Raw genomic sequence first — 13658 nt, forward strand, 5'->3', positions numbered from 1 at the left:
TAACTATTTTGTCAACATCAACCACTTTACAACAATTTTCTAAATGATTCAAGTGAATTGTATGAACTTCAGACACAATTTATTCGGTAAAACGTTTTCATTTTTCGAATAAAACTAATAAAAAAACGTAGCCAAAAGCTACGTTTTTCTTTCATCGTTTCGGTGTATTTTTATGATTCTTCAAAAACGGAAGCGGGAATTGCTTACGGAAATGTTCTTTAATCATATACTCTACGCCGTTCTCACTATTCGAACGTGTAATCCAGTCAGCTGCTTGTTTTAACTCTACAGGTGCATTCCCCATTGCTACACCAAGCCCCACATTTTCAATTACTTCTAGATCTTCTAAACTATCTCCAATCGCAACCATTTCGTTTAGCGAAATATTTAAATGCTCTCCAAGCAATTGTAATCCGCGTAATTTTGATACATTTTGCGGCAAAATTTCTATTCGCTTTGAATCACAATCAACATACTCTATATCTTGGAATGCTTTTCTTAATGTATTTATCCCTCGTTCTTTTTCACCTTTACTTTGGAAAATAACATCAATTTTTGGTGCCGCTACTGGATGATCACGAAGTGCATCACCTAACGAGTCTACAAATTGAACCGGATAAAATAACGGATCTGCGCTTGATAATACAGTACGCGCAATTAAGTTTGGTGTATTTCTCTCACGATTTCCAATTGAAAACCGTTCATGAGAAATGCGGACGTTACAATCGAAGTGCTCTAACACTTGCACAATGTTAAACGTCTTCTCTTCCGATAATCTTCTTTGAACGTACGGCTTATCTAAAGTTGCTGAAACGAAAGCACCGCCATGTGTCACTAATATAGAATCTAATTTTAACGCCTTTGCTACTTTATGAGCGGATTGAAAATTACGGCTCGTAAATAATGTAACGTATACATCTTTTCTTTTCACAAATTCAATTGTTTCTCTTAATCCTTTTGCAATTTTTCCGTTGTTGTATAGTAGTGTCCCATCTATATTAAGAGCTAGTAAGCGATAAATCATGTCGCACTCCCCCTCTTCGCTGTTGTACTCTATCCATAATTTATGAAATAAATGTAGCAAATAGAACGAGTTAGAATTACTACTGAAAATTTGGTTTACTATATACATATACACTCAGTAAAGGAGATAGTACAATGCAAGCACCACCTTCCTTTTATGAAGGCGATACGTTAGAAGTAGCAAAGAAATTACTTGGACAAAAACTTGTACATATTGTAGATGGAATAAAACGAAGCGGAATCATTGTAGAAGTAGAGGCATATAAAGGTCCCGATGATAAAGCCGCGCATAGTTACGGCGGCAGACGAACGGACCGTACAGAAGTCATGTTTGGCGCACCGGGGCATGCTTACGTATATTTGATTTACGGTATGTATCATTGTTTTAACGTCATTACAGCGCCAGTTGGCACCCCGCAAGGCATTCTCATTCGAGCCCTTGAACCAGTAGACGGGATTGAAGAAATAAAACTAGCACGTTACAACAAAACAGACGTTACGAAGGCACAATATAAAAATTTAACAAACGGTCCTGGCAAACTATGCCGTGCACTCGGAATTACTTTAGAAGAACGCGGCGTATCGTTACAAAGTGACACATTACATATTGAACTCGTCCGAGAAGAAGAACACATGTCATCACAATATCAAATAACAGCAGGTCCTCGTATTAACATCGACTATGCAGAAGAAGCTGTACATTATCCGTGGCGTTTTTATTATGAAGGGCATCCGTTTGTTTCAAAGAAATAAACGATTCAACAAAAAATATTCATAAAAGAAGACTGTTCCAAAATGGAACAGTCTCTCCCTTTTTACTCCGCGCCTTCCGCAGTCGCAATATTATCCTCTAAATTTTCTCTTGATAATTCAGCCGCCATAAAGTCAGCTGTTTCTGGAAGTGCTAAATGCATATGAGCCTTTTGACAAATTTGGATCGTACAGTTTTCTACCACATAATCGAAAACATGTCCGCCTCCGCTTCTTTCATCATCAATATAATGTAAGTGGAAACCAGCTACACCAATACCTTGCGCATAATCTGGTGTCCAAAATCCAGCTAGCGTACCTTCTGTATGTTTAAATGAAAAGATTGGTTGTGATTTCGTCACTTCAACGAGCGGTGTATACGGTTTTTCTTGTCTTGGAACAGTTCTCGTTCTTACTTCACGGAATGTACCGTCCATTCGAATAGCGTAAAATAAGTTTTTACTTGGCATTAATTCATGTAATAATGCCTCAACTTCTTCACGATTCATCGGGCGCTCTACTGTATAACTCATTTCTTTTTCAAAAAACGTTACAGTCGCAAACGGTGTTGTTTCTTCCGGTTCTACTTTTTCTGCTGAACCGTCTGAACGTAAATGATAAAATTCGTTATCAAACGCAATCATTTCACCATCTAATTGATCAAATGTGCCGATGCCGAAATCACCACGTTCTTTCAATTCCTCAAAGCTAATCACACCATCATATATACCATCTAATAGCGCAAGCATTGTAGATGTTTGATATACTTCATTACTCGTTTTCGTTCTTTTTGCATCAATATCAATGAATTGTGCAACAGTCATCTCAATCATGCCTCCATTAGTTTAATTGGTTTGGTAATAATTTTTCGCTTAATTTAATGTTGTCACGGTAGTCAATTGGAACATCAATAATGACAGGGCCGTCTGCTGCTAGTGCTTCTTTTAATACACCTTCTAATTCATCAGGCGTGTTAACGCGAAGACCTTTTGCACCGAAGCTTTCTGCATATTTCACAAGATCGACATCGCCAAACTCTGTAGCTGATGTTCTACCGTATTTCATCATTTGTTGGAACGCAACCATATCATACGTACCGTCTCTCCATACAAGATGTACGATCGGTGCGTTTAAACGTACCGCTGTTTCTAATTCCATCGAAGAGAATAAGAAACCACCATCACCTGACACGGAAACAACTTTCTTGCCCGGTTCAACTAAAGTAGCGGCAATCGCCCAAGGAAGTGCAACACCTAACGTTTGCATACCGTTACTAAATAATAATCTACGTGGTTCATAAGAACGGAAACATCTTGCCATCCAAATAGAATGTGAACCGATGTCACATGTCACAGTTGTATCGTCACTAATTAAAGAACGAAGTGTACGAATAACTTGAAGCGGATGCGTAACACCTTCTGAAGCACGGTCTGGAACTTCTGCTTGTTCTGATAATTTCGCGCGTAATCGTTCTAACACTGCTTCTGATTTCGAACTTAATACAAGTTTCGGTAATTTTTCTGCAATGCTATTTACAGTTAAAGCGATATCGCCAATTAATTCACGCTCTGGTTGGTAATCATGGTCGATATCCGCTTGATGGTCATCAAGATGAATAATCGTTCTGTCTCCAAGTTTATTCCAGAATTTCGGATCATACTCAATTGGGTCATAACCGATCGAAATAACAAGGTCTGCTTCTTCTAGTAAAATATCACCTGGTTGGTTACGGAATAATCCAACGCGGCCGAAGAAATGATCTTCTAACTCACGTGAAATCGCGCCAGCTGCTTGATATGTTTCAACGACAGGAAGTTCTGTATCAGCAATTAATTCACGAACCGCTTTCGTTACTGCATTCGTGCTCGCTCTCATACCGAGTAAAATAACTGGTAATTTCGCTGATTTTATTTTTTCTACTACATATGTAATTTCATGTGTGGGAGCGATTCCAAGCTGTGGCTTAGAAAGCGCACCGATAGACTCTACAGTCGTTTCCGCAGTCATAACGTCTTGCGGAAGACTTACTAAAGTAGCTCCTGGATTTGTGGAAGTCGCACTTCTAAATGCATTACTAAGTGCTTCTGGCACATTATCAGGATGCTCTACTTCTACGCTATATTTTGTGATTGGTTCGAATAGTGCAGCATTATCCATAGATTGATGCGTACGCTTTAATCTATCCGTACGTGGAACTGCACCAGCTAAAGCAACAACGGGATCACTCTCCGCATTCGCAGTAACAAGACCTGTCGCTAAATTCGATGTCCCTGGTCCTGAAGTTACAAGACATACACCCGGTTTCCCTGTTAATCTACCAATAGCAGCTGCCATAAATGCTGCGTTTTGTTCATGACGACAAACAATTAACTCTGGTCCTCTTTCTTGCAGTACATCAAATACAGAGTCAATCTTCGCTCCTGGAATACCGAAAACATGTGTCACACCTTGTTTAATTAAACAATCAACAACAAGATCTGCTCCTTTTGTTTTTGTTTTCACGTCGTTTGCTTTTACACCTGTACTCAAACTAATCATCCCTTTATTTCATAATGTGTGTAATAAAGATTTTTAATTTCACCTAGTTAATTAATGTAGTGAAGTATTATTTATCATTATATTACAAATGCATTATTTTTCCAACAATATGAATTTGGCAGTTTTTTGACAACCATTAAGGAATACGCTTACAACCCTTTGTTTATCCTAGAATAATAATTTTATATCTCATCTAAAAATGCACGAAAAACTTTCATCTAGTCACAGTATTAAAAACATTACAGTACCTTGCAAAGAACACTACTAAATGATATATTTGTAAATATTGGAATACCCAGCAATTGGAATGTGTTTTGTAATTCATCATTTTATAAAGGAAAGTGATTGTTATGAACAAAAGTGAATTTTTGGAACAACTTAGTTCTTCCCTGCGGAATATGCCTAATGTAGAAAAGAAAGATATTATTTCGGAGTATGAAACTCATTTTATCAGTGGTAAACAAGATGGGAAATGTGAAGAAGAAATTGCTAGAAAACTAGGAAACCCTAAAACGATCGCGAAAGAACTTACTGTTTCCTATGCAATAAGCAATGCTGACAATAAACGAAGCTTTAAAAATATGATAACTGCACTATTTTCTGTTATGAGCTTAAGTGTTTTAAACTTTACCTTTATCATTATCGCCTTTTTCGTATTACTCTTTTTATTACCGATCCTTCTAGCACTTATCATTGCTACTCCATTATTAATTATTTCACCTATTTTATTAATAGGATTAGGATTTTCCAAAGGGTTTCATCAAATTAGTTATTCCGATGTTTATAATGTGTTCATCGCTTTTTGCAGCGGTTTGCTCATATCCGTCATATCTTACCAAATGGTAAAACATCTATACGCAACTTTAGTAAAGTATTTGAAATGGAATATAGCTATTTTACAAAGATAATAATGAATATAAAAGGAGATTAAAATGAAGAAGTATACTTTATATCTACTCATGTTACTTACAATTTTATTTCTATCAGCTTGTTCAAACAGTGCACAACCTACGGAAGAAAACGATATAGAATCTATTAAAGATGTAACGATTAAAATTCCAGAAACTATATTCACTTCCTCACAAAAGAATGTAACGATTAACGAAGACGAAATGAAACAAAATATAAAAACTTATTTAGATTATAGCGGGGAGTTAGACGAAAATATCGTTCCACTTTCATCAGCCATGTCTGACGAGGAAGTCACGGAATCCAACCGAAAGAAATTAAAACAACTAGTAGATTTAGCAAAACAAAATGATGCGAATTTCCATGATTTTATTAGTAACAATACGATCCCTGATGATTACAAACAGCCTTCGAAGGAAATTCATGATTTTATTTCAGCGTCTACGGCACTTTCAGTAGAACTAGAGCAAGAATTAGACAAAATCGCGCAAGATGGTAACTTATTCAAAACTGATTTTTCTTTTACAAAACGCTTTGAGCAAGTTAATGGTAGGAAGCAAAAAGAAATTGAAAAGTTTTTAAAGGAAAAGAAGATTGAGACTGAGTATTTCCACAAATAACAAACAAAAAAGACGCTCCCATACCAGGAGCGTCTTCCACTATTACGCTTGTTGTTGCGCGTTATATAATTCTTCAAGTGGCTGCATGATAATTTTGTTAACGTCAGTGATAACGATATTTAGGCGTTGTTCAGTTTCCATTAACTTTGTGATTTTAGCATCTTGTTGAATGCGAGCTACAACTTCTTGTGCTTTTTGGTTATCTTCTTCAGTGATTTCTTGACCTTGCATCATTTTTTGTTGTAAGCCAAGTTGCATTGTACGGAACTCATCGAATAAGTTCTTTGAAGCCGCATCACCTTGAACTGCTGCGTAGCTTGCTTTTAATGTTTGGAAATCTTCGTTTTCAGCGATTGCTTTTTGTAATTCATATGCAACATCATGAATGTTTTTTGTCATTTTATTTTTCCTCCTTTAGAAGGCTAGCGCTTTTCGCTCACACTGCCTTTTAAGTGCATTTACATACGCACCTCTTCTTACCATATCAAACTATGCAAGAGATGTGAAGAAATTTCACTTTTATTTCTATGTACTCACCTTATTATCTAAGAAACAACAGTAACAGTCCTTGCAAGAGCCCAATCATCCCGCCTAATAGTGCTCCTAAATACGTAATCATTTTCAGTTCATTTTTCGTAATGGACAGCACTAAATCTTCTAGTCTCTCTGTTGAAAACGTAGACACTTCTTGCTGGACAATTTCCGCAAGGTGGAGATTGTTTAATATACTCTCTACGTTTTCTGTTCCCCACTTCAAGCCTTTTGTTACTGCACTTGGAAGCACTTTTTCAATAATTGTTTCTCGAACTGGCTCACATACTTGCTGCACAGATTGATTTAAAAACTTATTCACTGTTTCTTCAACTTTAACTGCTGACAATATGGAGCTTACAATCATTTCTTTTTCTACAAACGTTTCTAATTCTTTTACATCTCTTCCTTTTAACTTTTCCCACTCTTTTTGCAGTACATCAGTTAAAAGCTGCTTTGTGCCATCTTGCCCTAAAAACTTAATAACTTCTGGCTGTACACGATCCACTACACTTACATTTCCTAAAAACATTCCGACTAAGTTAAGCAGCGTTCCCCTAGAAGCAAAGAAATCATCAATCATTTTTGAAAGACGTGCTTTCCCTTCTTCACTTTCAAAAAAACGAATTCCTCGATCTAAAATAAAAGCCGAGACATTTGGAATCGCATTCTCTATTTTTTCATGAACAGAATGAGGTAAAGCCTGTTCCCATGTATATGTATAATACTCTGCTAAAAATGCCTCTATTTTTTCTGTAATCACATGTTCGATTTTCTCGGTTGCTTCTTTTTCTACATGCGCTACGTTCCATTTTTCTAACATTTGTCGTAACGACTGTTCATTCGTAATTACTTTATCCACTTCTACTTGTGTCCATTGAATTAAACTTTTTTGAAACTCTTCATTTGTTAATTTCTTTCCGATTCCTTCTGGCGTTAACAAATGTTCGACAACCATTTTTCCTAATTGAACAGCAAGTTCATCGCGGCGCTTCGGAATTAACCCTGGTGTAAATGGAACTTGAAACTTTCCAATATAAATAGGGCGATGAGGACGAAATAACATTTTTATCGCTAAATGATTTGTGAATCCTCCAATAATCGCTCCGAGCCCTGTCGTCGTTAACATGCTTAACCATATATTCATTACAATCAACCTTTCGCTTCTCCAAAACTATAGCATATCATCATACGGACAAAAGTATAATGGTATAAAAACGTATTTGCAATATATAGCTATGCCTATTATGTCAACATTTTGTTAGTAAAGGAGTGATTTCGTTGGTTCTCGGTATTTTAACTTCTCACCCTCATTATGAGCAAATGTATTACACCGAAATCGCTAAACGCGCTCGGTTTTATCATAATGTCGTTGCCCAGTTTACGCCATTTGGTATTGATCCTAAAACAGATCTTGTCTCTGGTCTGATTTATGATACAGATACAGGAAAATGGAAAGAGCAAATATTCCCTATTCCTTCTTATATTTACGATCGTTCTTCTTTTAACGAGGAAACTGACTTCGACAAAGCAAAATCAATTATTCATTCATTACACAACCGTGCTTCCACTACCTTTTTAAATAACACACTCATTGACTTGAGCGAACTACATGATTTATTTCTCACGAATAAAAAATTATCTCCTTATATACCAAAATTCGAAATAGCAACGATACAAAACATTTTCAAACTGTTATTAAAAACAAAAGATATTATTATACGGCCTACTAACACACATTCCAATGAAAGTCTGTACCGGATCGCTTATAAAAATAAAACGTTTCATATCGATACGATAAATGATGACTATCATACTTCTACTCCAATCAAACGGACAGATGAATTTATATCTTGGTACAAATCTAACATACGATCAGCACGTTACATCACCCATACAATGCTGCAACCACCAAATCAATTAACATACCCGCTTCATATTCGAACCATTTTGCAAAAAAATAAAGAACAGAAGTGGACTGCTATCGGCCAATTTATACAAAAAAGCTCATTTCCGAATCAACTTTTACTTTCAGCAACAGATGATTCCTCGCTGCATTCATTTTCAAAAATTAAATACGTACTATCTAGTACCGGTGTACAATTATTACAAGACGCTTTACATGACATTATAAATGAAGTGTTTCAAACATTAGATGAATCTTATTCTTCGTTATTCGAGCTAGAGCTTTCCACCATTATGGATCAAAAAGGGGCAATTTGGCTTATGTATGTCAACACGATTCCCCCGTACGAACATTACATTCGTCATAGTGATGCACTAGCCGAAAAAATATATCACGGACCACTAAAGTTTAGTCGCTTCACACCATAATGAAAGGAGGTAACACCATTTTGAAAGAGCACATATATACATTAAATATTTCAGATGAGCATCCAAATAGTATTACTTTACCTTATATTTTTTCCATTACACCACCAATTGCATCTCTTTCCTTCGGCGTACGCCATGTTGCAAGTGAAGAGGTGAAAATTCATTATTCCTTTACTCGCGAAATCATTATCGGAAAACAAATTGCAGAGAAACTTTTACTTCCTCATTCCACTACTATCCATGCATTCACGCAAAATGAAACCATTATTTTCGGACCGTTAATCGGGATTTTCACAACTGGTTTTAACGATGACTCTTCTAATCCTTTAGGAAACCGTTCAACTTCTCTCAGTGAGTTACTAACGCCGCCATTCACCTTGCGACCATTTGTATTTGTTTTTGGTGTGCAACATATAAACTGGGCAGACGAAACAATTGAAGGGTATTTCTTTCAAGAGGAACAGTGGATTAAGAAAAAAGTCCCTTTACCGAATGTCATTTATGATCGATTACCAAATCGGAAAGCCGAAAATTATAAACCGATCGTAAGAGCAAAAAGAAAATTAGAGCATGACTATGCTATTCCATGGTTTAATCCAGGCTTTTTCAATAAATGGGAAGTGCATCAACTTCTTATGAAAGATGAATCCATTATTCCCTTATTACCAAACACGGAAGCTTTTCAACATTTCGAACAAGTAGAACGCTTTCTTGGCACGTATAAATCTGTTTACATGAAACCGATACACGGTAGCTTCGGGAGAAACATTCATCAAATATTTTACTCTCAAACAGAGAATTGCTACTACTGTCGTTATCGCGAAAATGAAGAAAATAAACTAAGAAAGTACCAATCATTAGAAACGCTTCTGAACCATGTATTAAAAGGACATGATTTAAAAAAATTTATCGTACAACAAGGTATTTCCTTACTTCGCTTCGATGGGCAACCTGTTGATTTTCGCATTCACACAAATAAAAATCATTTTGGCCAATGGATGGTCAGTGCAATCGTTGCAAAAATTGCTGGCAAAGGTAGCTTAACAACGCATGTAAATAGCGGTGGCGATACAAAATTACTGCAAGAACTTTTTCCGGATTCAACGAAACAAGTTCAAATTGAAAATAAATTAAAACATACAGCCTTACAAATCAGTTACGCGCTCGATGAACAAGTAACCGGAAATATTGGAGAGATTGGTTTTGATATCGGTTTAGACACGCAAGAAAACCCGTGGCTCTTTGAAGCAAACTCTAAACCTGGGCGAACTGTATTCCAAGATGAAAAGTTAAAAGAACAAAGTGAACTGACGCGCCAATTATTTTACGAATATGCCATCTACTTAACTGAACATTCTTTGCGCGATGCAAAAGAAAAAATGGCTCAAATAAAATCCGGAACTCCATCAAACACCGAACATATCCCATCCCCTATGATTCACTCACAAATACGAAAACAAAAACTTCCACCTCATTCATAAGGTGGAAGTTTTCTATTTACACAAGTTTCACTACAACCTCTGTTTCCACATTACACATCCCGCAATAAAAAACATGATTGCAGTACTCTTGTGAATTACTATGTGTTAAACCATCTACTGCACTTAATAATTCTTGATCCATATACGCACTATAATCGTCTATGTAATCTACAGTTTTCCCATAATCTTGGAGTATACCTTGGCAATTTTGACAAGAATATGTTTGTGATTCTAATGCGTTGCAAAGCGGGCAAATTCCCATCACGATTCCTCCATACGTTATCATTTACAAGCAGATTGAAGAGAGCATCTAGCCGTGCATAGGAGCGTCCTGTCCCCCTACTTAAAATAGAACTATAAAATTGCTACCGATTTAATTTTAGTAAGTCATAAATAAGAAGTTAATGATTTGCCCCACAATAGCGGGATACAAAAAGAAAACCATATTTCATATCGCTCTTAGTTTAGCCTTCTTTCTAAAAAATACAACGATTACTCTTATTTCATAATTTACGAAATCACTAAGATTTTTTTACAAAATTTACAAATTATTATTTCGTATATCTTTCTAGGTAACATCCATACTATGAGTACAAACTTAATTACCGATGGATTAGCGCCAAACGGGGCGATAATCTGGTTCAAATCCAGCTAGTCCAACCAAAAAAAATTTTTCTAACTCTAAGGAGGATATATTCCTATGGCAAACCAAAGTTCTTACAATCAATTAGTAGTACCAGGAGCAACAGCTGCAATCGATCAAATGAAGTACGAAATCGCTCAAGAATTTGGTGTACAATTAGGGGCAGATTCTACGGCTCGCGCTAACGGTTCTGTTGGTGGAGAAATTACAAAACGTCTAGTTGCAATGGCTGAGCAAAGCCTTGGCGGATTCCAAAAATAAATATATATGGCAAAAAGGTCTCAAGGCATATGCCTTGAGACCTTCCTTCATTTACTGCAACATTTGTAAAAACTTCTTCGTGCGTTCTTCTTTTGGATTTGTAAATACATCTTCTGGTGTACCTTGTTCGACAACGACACCGCCATCCATGAAAATAACGCGGTTCGCAATTTGATGCGCAAAACGCATTTCGTGCGTTACAATCACCATCGTCATGCCTTCTTTAGCAAGTTCTTTCATTACTTTCAGAACTTCTTGAACAAGTTCAGGATCAAGTGCTGACGTCGGTTCATCAAATAGTAATACTTCCGGCTCCATCGCAAGCGCGCGAGCAATTCCAACGCGCTGTTGTTGTCCGCCTGATAATTGGAACGGATATAAGTCTACTTTATCCGCAAGACCAACTTTTTCAAGGAAATAGTTTGCTTTTTTCTTCGCTTCTTCTTTCCCCATCTTTTTCACTGTAATGAGCCCTTCCATTACATTTTGAAGTGCTGTTAAATGAGGGAATAGATTATGGTGCTGGAATACCATACCTGTTTGCGTACGAAGATTGACAATATCTTTCTTCGATACTTTTTGAGAGAAGTCGAGCTCTTTATTACCGATGCGAATATTACCAGCGTTCGGCGTTTCTAACACGTTGAGACAACGCAGGAATGTCGTTTTACCAGATCCCGATGGCCCGATAATAACAACAACTTCCCCCTTCTCAACTGATAAATCTATATGTTTTAGTACGGTATTATCTCCGAAACTTTTTTGTAAATTTTGAATTGAAATCATAAAAACAAAAACTCCTTTTATGAAAGGGTTATTTTAGAGTGTAACGTTCTGAACGTTTTTCTAATATTTGTTGCACAATAGATAATAAGAAGCAAATTGCCCAATAAATTAGACCTGCTTCGAAATAAACAATTAAAAACTCGTAGTTCATTGCCGCAATTTCCTGCGCTTTTCGGAACATTTCTGTTACTAAAATTAACGATGCTAATGAAGTATCCTTCACTAAACTAATAAATGTATTCGAAAGCGGCGGAATAGATACTCGCGTTGCCTGCGGTAAAATAACACGTTTTAATGCTTGCGGGTATGTCATCCCAATTGTGTAAGCTGCTTCCCACTGTCCTTTCGGGATTGAAAGGATAGAAGCACGAATAATTTCAGATGCATACGCACCAACATTTAACGAGAATCCAATAACTGCTGCTGTATATGGCTCAACTTCAATATTAAGAGTTGGAAGACCATAGAAAATAATAAATAACTGTACAAGAAGTGGCGTTCCGCGAATGATAGATACATAGATACGAGCAATCCATTGTAAAATACGACTACCTGAAATACGTGCAAGCGCCGTTAACGTCGCAAGTATAATCCCGATAATAAATGTAATAAGCGTTAATGGAATTGTCGTAAATACAGCTTCCTTCAGCATAGGCATGAAGGAAGAATGCATAATATCTATCCAAGTAGACAATCGATCTGAAACCAGCGCACTACTTAGATACATTTTCACCGAACCATTTTTTCGCTATTTTATCGTACGTACCATCTTTTTTCATATCTTCTAACGCTTTATTTACTTCTTGTACTAGCTTGTCGCTACCTTTACGGAATAAGAATCCACTTTGTGACGCTTCTTTTTCTGTATCTACAATTTTAATTTTTGCATCTTTTTTCGTTTCTAAGTAGTTTAATACTGATAACTTATCATTAATTGTGAAATCAACGCGTCCAGTATTTAATAATTCTGCCGCTTGGCTAAATCCTTCTACATTCGTGATTTCCGCACCATTTTTCTTAGCAATATCTGCATAGTTACTTGTTAAAGATTGTGCTGCTTTTAATCCTTTTACATCAGCAAATGTAGCAGGTTTATCTTTATCCTTCGCAATAACTAATACCGCTGAAGATGAAACATATGGGCTAGAGAAGTCATATTTCTTTTGGCGATCTTCACGAATACCAACTTCGTTTGCAACCATGTCGAAACGTTTTGCATCTAGACCAGCAAGTAAGCTATCCCATTGTGTTTCTTTAAATACAGGTTTTACTCCTAAACGTTTTGAAACTTCTTCTGCTAATTCAACGTCAAATCCAGTTAATTTATTGCTTGAATCGTGGAATGTGAACGGTGGATATGTACCTTCTGTTCCAATTACAAGTTCACCACTTTGTTTTATCTTTTGTAACGCATCTTGACTAGCTGTATCTTTTTTCTCTTCTTTGCCGCAGCCTGCTACAATCCCGATCGCTAAAGTAGTTACTGCAAGAACTGAAAATAATTTTTTCATGATGGTAATCCTCCAAGTATTCTGATAGGAATTTAAAAACTATATTGATTGTATGCAATCTTGAACAATTTTTCAATGAAAATGTTCTTATTTAGTTTATCCTTTTTCTTCATAATCAAACAAAAGGGGAAAATAACGCTACATACAAAAAATAAGTAACATTTTTTAATATAGCATTTATAGATAAAAAGGTAAAACAATACTTCTTATTTAACTGTCATGATTCACTAAAAAAAGAACTTGCAAAAATCGCAAGTTCTCCTCCATACAT

15 protein-coding genes are annotated in these 13658 nt (G+C 36.3%); 6 read left to right on the top strand and 9 right to left on the bottom strand.

The window, feature by feature from the left end:
• Positions 1 to 151: 151 nt before the first annotated feature.
• The gene (locus DN393_RS06500; protein WP_088047943.1) at positions 152 to 1024 is read right to left on the bottom strand and encodes a Cof-type HAD-IIB family hydrolase; all 873 of its coding nucleotides are present in this window, start codon (positions 1022 to 1024) and stop codon (positions 152 to 154) included.
• 134 nt (positions 1025 to 1158) lie between these two features.
• Between DN393_RS06500 and DN393_RS06505 the strand changes: the two genes are divergently transcribed.
• On the top strand, positions 1159 to 1776 hold the full coding sequence (locus DN393_RS06505; protein ID WP_088047944.1) for a DNA-3-methyladenine glycosylase: 618 nt from the start codon (positions 1159 to 1161) through the stop codon (positions 1774 to 1776).
• Between the two features lie 62 nt (positions 1777 to 1838).
• Here DN393_RS06505 and alsD read toward each other — a convergent pair whose 3' ends face one another.
• Positions 1839 to 2597: an alpha-acetolactate decarboxylase gene (gene alsD / locus DN393_RS06510; protein ID WP_088047945.1), complete on the bottom strand. Its 759-nt coding sequence runs from the start codon at positions 2595 to 2597 to the stop codon at positions 1839 to 1841.
• Between the two features lie 16 nt (positions 2598 to 2613).
• Entirely contained in the window at positions 2614 to 4302 is a 1689-nt protein-coding gene (gene alsS, locus DN393_RS06515) for an acetolactate synthase AlsS (RefSeq protein ID WP_088047946.1), read from the bottom strand.
• Between the two features lie 359 nt (positions 4303 to 4661).
• Here alsS and DN393_RS06520 point away from each other — a divergent pair, with 359 nt between their 5' ends.
• On the top strand, positions 4662 to 5219 hold the full coding sequence (locus DN393_RS06520) for an HAAS signaling domain-containing protein (protein WP_088047947.1): 558 nt from the start codon (positions 4662 to 4664) through the stop codon (positions 5217 to 5219).
• A gap of 24 nt (positions 5220 to 5243) precedes the next feature.
• Complete coding sequence (locus DN393_RS06525; protein WP_088047948.1) at positions 5244 to 5840, top strand: NDxxF motif lipoprotein; 597 nt, start codon at positions 5244 to 5246, stop codon at positions 5838 to 5840.
• 42 nt (positions 5841 to 5882) lie between these two features.
• On the opposite strand, the gene DN393_RS06530 is transcribed toward DN393_RS06525, so the two are convergent.
• Both DN393_RS06530 and DN393_RS06535 read right to left on the bottom strand, forming a co-directional pair.
• Positions 5883 to 6239: a YlbF/YmcA family competence regulator gene (locus DN393_RS06530; protein WP_064473844.1), complete on the bottom strand. Its 357-nt coding sequence runs from the start codon at positions 6237 to 6239 to the stop codon at positions 5883 to 5885.
• A gap of 142 nt (positions 6240 to 6381) precedes the next feature.
• Positions 6382 to 7518 carry a DUF445 domain-containing protein gene (locus DN393_RS06535; protein ID WP_142289396.1) on the bottom strand — a complete coding sequence of 379 codons (1137 nt, stop codon included), beginning with the start codon at positions 7516 to 7518 and terminating at the stop codon, positions 6382 to 6384.
• Positions 7519 to 7652: 134 nt separating this feature from the next.
• Between DN393_RS06535 and DN393_RS06540 the strand changes: the two genes are divergently transcribed.
• Positions 7653 to 8705 (top strand): YheC/YheD family protein, encoded by a 1053-nt coding sequence (locus tag DN393_RS06540; RefSeq protein WP_000242701.1) that lies wholly within the window; start codon positions 7653 to 7655, stop codon positions 8703 to 8705.
• Positions 8706 to 8725: 20 nt separating this feature from the next.
• Complete coding sequence (locus tag DN393_RS06545) at positions 8726 to 10186, top strand: YheC/YheD family endospore coat-associated protein (protein ID WP_064473845.1); 1461 nt, start codon at positions 8726 to 8728, stop codon at positions 10184 to 10186.
• A 16-nt stretch (positions 10187 to 10202) separates the two neighbouring features.
• Here DN393_RS06545 and DN393_RS06550 read toward each other — a convergent pair whose 3' ends face one another.
• The gene (locus tag DN393_RS06550) at positions 10203 to 10448 is read right to left on the bottom strand and encodes a hypothetical protein (RefSeq protein WP_000510463.1); all 246 of its coding nucleotides are present in this window, start codon (positions 10446 to 10448) and stop codon (positions 10203 to 10205) included.
• Positions 10449 to 10886: 438 nt separating this feature from the next.
• Here DN393_RS06550 and sasP point away from each other — a divergent pair, with 438 nt between their 5' ends.
• Entirely contained in the window at positions 10887 to 11090 is a 204-nt protein-coding gene (gene sasP / locus DN393_RS06555; protein ID WP_000013349.1) for a small acid-soluble spore protein, SasP family, read from the top strand.
• Positions 11091 to 11141: 51 nt separating this feature from the next.
• On the opposite strand, the gene DN393_RS06560 is transcribed toward sasP, so the two are convergent.
• Genes DN393_RS06560 through DN393_RS06570 form a run of 3 tightly spaced genes read right to left on the bottom strand, consistent with a single transcriptional unit; the run spans position 11142 to position 13387 of the window.
• Positions 11142 to 11876, bottom strand: coding sequence for an amino acid ABC transporter ATP-binding protein (locus DN393_RS06560; RefSeq protein WP_088047950.1), 735 nt, complete (start codon positions 11874 to 11876; stop codon positions 11142 to 11144).
• A gap of 28 nt (positions 11877 to 11904) precedes the next feature.
• Positions 11905 to 12603 (bottom strand): amino acid ABC transporter permease, encoded by a 699-nt coding sequence (locus DN393_RS06565; RefSeq protein WP_088047951.1) that lies wholly within the window; start codon positions 12601 to 12603, stop codon positions 11905 to 11907.
• Positions 12590 to 13387 carry an amino acid ABC transporter substrate-binding protein gene (locus tag DN393_RS06570; protein ID WP_000732853.1) on the bottom strand — a complete coding sequence of 266 codons (798 nt, stop codon included), beginning with the start codon at positions 13385 to 13387 and terminating at the stop codon, positions 12590 to 12592. Before DN393_RS06570 ends, DN393_RS06565 begins: the two co-directional genes overlap by 14 nt.
• Positions 13388 to 13658 lie beyond the last annotated feature (271 nt).

It is taken from the genome of Bacillus sp. BPN334, assembly GCF_008368885.1.
Lineage (GTDB): Bacteria > Bacillota > Bacilli > Bacillales > Bacillaceae_G > Bacillus_A > Bacillus_A wiedmannii.

Bases quoted from the DNA above. Each gene is read 5' to 3' on its own strand.
- DN393_RS06500 (WP_088047943.1), bottom strand. From the start codon at position 1,024: ATGATTTATCGCTTACTAGCTCTTAATATAGATGGGACACTACTATAC.
- DN393_RS06505 (WP_088047944.1), top strand. From the start codon at position 1,159: ATGCAAGCACCACCTTCCTTTTATGAAGGCGATACGTTAGAAGTAGCA.
- alsD (WP_088047945.1), bottom strand. From the start codon at position 2,597: ATGACTGTTGCACAATTCATTGATATTGATGCAAAAAGAACGAAAACG.
- DN393_RS06520 (WP_088047947.1), top strand. From the start codon at position 4,662: ATGAACAAAAGTGAATTTTTGGAACAACTTAGTTCTTCCCTGCGGAAT.
- DN393_RS06525 (WP_088047948.1), top strand. From the start codon at position 5,244: ATGAAGAAGTATACTTTATATCTACTCATGTTACTTACAATTTTATTT.
- DN393_RS06530 (WP_064473844.1), bottom strand. From the start codon at position 6,239: ATGACAAAAAACATTCATGATGTTGCATATGAATTACAAAAAGCAATC.
- DN393_RS06535 (WP_142289396.1), bottom strand. From the start codon at position 7,518: ATGAATATATGGTTAAGCATGTTAACGACGACAGGGCTCGGAGCGATT.
- DN393_RS06550 (WP_000510463.1), bottom strand. From the start codon at position 10,448: ATGGGAATTTGCCCGCTTTGCAACGCATTAGAATCACAAACATATTCT.
- sasP (WP_000013349.1), top strand. From the start codon at position 10,887: ATGGCAAACCAAAGTTCTTACAATCAATTAGTAGTACCAGGAGCAACA.
- DN393_RS06560 (WP_088047950.1), bottom strand. From the start codon at position 11,876: ATGATTTCAATTCAAAATTTACAAAAAAGTTTCGGAGATAATACCGTA.
- DN393_RS06565 (WP_088047951.1), bottom strand. From the start codon at position 12,603: ATGTATCTAAGTAGTGCGCTGGTTTCAGATCGATTGTCTACTTGGATA.
- DN393_RS06570 (WP_000732853.1), bottom strand. From the start codon at position 13,387: ATGAAAAAATTATTTTCAGTTCTTGCAGTAACTACTTTAGCGATCGGG.